General features: G+C 72.3%; 1 protein-coding gene. It reads right to left on the bottom strand.

Annotated elements, in window-relative coordinates; genetic code table 11:
• Positions 1-3522 (bottom strand): condensation domain-containing protein (locus ACF09J_RS35945; protein ID WP_392309658.1); only part of this gene is annotated, 3522 nt, incomplete at both ends.

Raw genomic sequence — 3522 nt, 5'->3', positions numbered from 1 at the left:
ACCAGCGCCACCGCGTCCGGGTGCCGTTCCACGGTCGCGCCGAACAACTCCGGGAACGTCACCGGCACCACATCACCACGCGCCGTGTCGTTCCACTCCACCAGAATCCGATGGCGTTCCTCGGCGGACAGCAGCTCGGCGTCGCCGACGGCCCGTTCCGGGTCGGCCGCGAACTGGCCGATCAGCCCGACCAGCCAGTCCATCCAGCGCACCATCTCGGCGCGCTCGAACAGCTCGCCCCGGTACTCGAATTTCAGCAGGAGTTCGCGGGTCGGAACGGCGATCAGGGAGATCGGGTAGTGGTTCGCGTCCCGCGCCTCCAGGCCGGTGATCCGCTGCCCCTCCGTGGGCTTGCCGAGCGTGCCGGTGTCCATCGGGTAGTTCTCGGTGACGGTGAGGGTGTCGAAGAGCTTGTCGACGCCCTGGGCGCGCAGGATGTCCGGCAGACCCAGGTACTGGTGGCCCATCAGCTCGGTCTGCCGGCTCTGAAGGCCGCCCAGCAGTTCCGCCCACGACTCGCCGGGCCGCACCCGGACGCGTACCGGCAGGGTGTTGATGAACAGGCCGACCATGTTCTCCACGCCGTCGATCTCCGGCGGGCGGCCCGAGACCGTGCCGCCGAAGACGACGTCGTCGCGTCCGGTCAGCCGTCCGAGCAGGACACCCCAGGCCGTCTGCACCACGGTGTTGAGCGTGACACCGCAGCGCCGGGCCGCCGCGTTCAGTGCCGTGGTCAGCTGCTCGGGCACACGGAACAGCAGCTCGTCCGGCACGGTCGCCCGGCGGCCGGAGTCCTCCGGCGCGACCAGCGTCGGTTCGCTGACGCCTTCGAGTACCCGCTGCCACGTGGCGAGCGCGGTCCCGCGGTCCTGCCGGCCCAGCCAGGACAGATACTCACGGTAGGGGGTGGGCGCGGGCAGGTCACCGCCCGCGTACAGCACGAACAGATCGCGCATCACCAGCGGAGCGGACCAGCCGTCCAGCAGGATGTGGTGGGTGGTGAGGACGAACCGGCAGCGGTTGTCACCCAGTTGGATGAGGGTGAACCGGAACAGCGGCGGGCGTTCCACCTCGAACCGGTCCACGCGGTCGGCGGACATGAACGCGGCCAGCTCGGCGTCCCGCTCCTCGGGCGCCAGTCCGCCGAAGTCCACTTCGCGCCACGGCAGTTCCACCCCGCGCCTGACCACCTGCACGGGACGGTCCAGGCCCTGCTGCCGGAACGCGGCCCGCAGGTTGGCGTGCCGGTGCAGCAATCCGGCGGCGGCCTCCCGGAGCCGGGGGGCGTCCAGGCCGCCCTCGACGTCCACGGCGATCTGGATGTTGTAGACGTCGGGGGAGTGCTCGTCGAACTGGGCGTGGAAGAGCAGGCCCTCCTGCAACGGGGTGAGCGGCAGCACGTCTTCGAGCTGCTCCGGGTCGGCCGCCTCCACCATGTCGATCTGGGCCTGGGTCAGCGGCACCAGCGGGAGGTCGGAGGGGCTGTGGCCACCGGCCGACGGGCGCGCCACGTGCGCGACCAGGGCGCCGAGCGCCTCGAACCAGGTTTCGGCGAGCTCCCGCACCTCCTCCTCCGTGAACAGCGCGTCCGCCCAGGACCAGACGGCGATCAGCCGGGGGCCGTCGGCGCGGTCCTGGGTCTGCGCGTTCAGGTCGATGCTGTGGCTCAGCGGCACGTCGGTGTCACCGCCGCCGCCGAGTCCCCCGGACTCCGGGGCCGGGCTCCACTCCTCCGGGGTGGCCTTCGTCTCCTCCTCGGCGATGGCGAACCGGCCCAGGTAGTTGAAGCCGATCTGCGGCCTCGGCAGGCCCGCGAGCATCATGCTGGTCTGCGGGTTGAGGTAGCGCAGCAGGCCGTATCCGATGCCGTTCTCCGGCAGCCTGCGAAGCTGCTCCTTGACCTCCTTCAGGGCCCGGCCGGCCGAGGGGCCCCCGGCGCAGAACTCGCCCCAGTCGAGCGGGCCCGGGTCGACCCGGACCGGGAAGAGGCTGGTCAGCCAGCCGACGGTGCGGTGCAGGTCGACACCGTCGACGATCTCCTCGCGGCCGTGGCCCTCGAGGTCGATCAGCACGCCCGTGTGGTCGCCCCGGCCGTGGGCCTGCCGCCACCGTGCCACCGCCGCGCCGAACGCGGTGAGCAGGACGTCGTTGACCCGGGCGTGGAACGCGGCGGGCACGGTGGTGAGCAGAGCGGCGGTCAGGTCGGTGGGCAGGACGAGCGACATCGTGCGCGCGGTCGCGGTGACGTCCCGTCGCGGGTCGAGCGGTTGGGGGGTCAGCAGCGGGTCGGACGCGCCCAGCACGTCCAGCCAGGTCTCCAGCTCCCCGACCCGCTCGGCGTCCTGCGCGGCCTCGGTCAGCCGCTGGGCCCAGGTGCGCAACGAGGTGCCCACCGGCGCCAGTTCGGGTGTCCGGCCGGCCGCGACCTCGGCCCAGGCCTGGGCGAGGTCGGGCAGCAGGATCCGCCAGGAGACACCGTCCACGACCAGGTGGTGCACGACGAGCAGCAGCCGTCCGGGGGTGGCGGGACCCGCGTCGAACCACACGGCCTGCACCATCGCGCCGGTCTCCGGGTCGAGCCGGTCCCAGGCCGCCTGGACGTGCTCACCGATACGGGCGTTGGTCTCCTCCCGGCCCAGCCCGGCGATGTCGACCCGGCTGACGCAGTCGGCGGCGCGCAGTTCGCCGCGTGGCGGTATGTCCAGGTTCCAGATCAGGCCGCCGGTGCGGCGCAGCCGCATCCGCAGCGCGTCGTGGTGGTCGAGCACCGCCTGGAGGGCGGACTCCAGGCGCTTCAGACCGAGTTCGGCCGGGACGACCACCATCATGGTCTGGTTGAAGCGCCGGATCGGACCGCCGCGCTCCCGCATCCAGTGGATGATCGGAAGCAGCGGCACCGAGCCGACGCCGTCGGTGTCCCCACGGCTGACGGCGGACGTTCCGGCACCTCCGGCGGCGGCCGCGAGCCGGGCGACGGTCTTGTGCTCGAACACGTCCCGCGCGGTGAACTCGACGCCGGCCGCGCGCGCCCGGCTGACCAGCTTGATGGAGACGATGCTGTCGCCGCCGAGGTCGAAGAAGCTGTCGTCGATCCCGGCCTCGGACAGGCCGAGCACCTCGGCGAACAGTCCGCACAGGATCCGCTCGGTCTCGTCGCGCGGCCCCCGGCTGCCCTGGGACGACGAGAACTCCGGGGCGGGCAGGGCCTTGCGGTCGAGCTTGCCGTGGGCGGTGAGCGGCAGCGCGTCGAGCACGACGAACGCGGCGGGCATCATGTGGTCGGGCAGGGTGGCGCTCACGCGCTCCCGCAGCCGTCCGGTGTCGATCCCGGAGCCGGCGACGGGCACCAGGTAGGCGACGAGCTGCTTGCGGTGCTCTTCGTCCGCCCGCGCGTTCACCACGGCCTGGGCGACGGCCGGATCCTCGGCGAGTACGGTCTCGATCTCGCCGAGTTCGATGCGGAAGCCGCGGATCTTGACCTGTTCGTCGGCGCGTCCCACGAACTCCAGGGTGCCGTCGGGG

Source organism: Streptomyces sp. NPDC014889 (assembly GCF_043081205.1).
In the GTDB taxonomy this organism is placed as follows: domain Bacteria; phylum Actinomycetota; class Actinomycetes; order Streptomycetales; family Streptomycetaceae; genus Streptomyces.
Note: the sequence above shows the minus strand (reverse complement) of the source record. Positions and strands in the feature narration are given on the sequence as shown.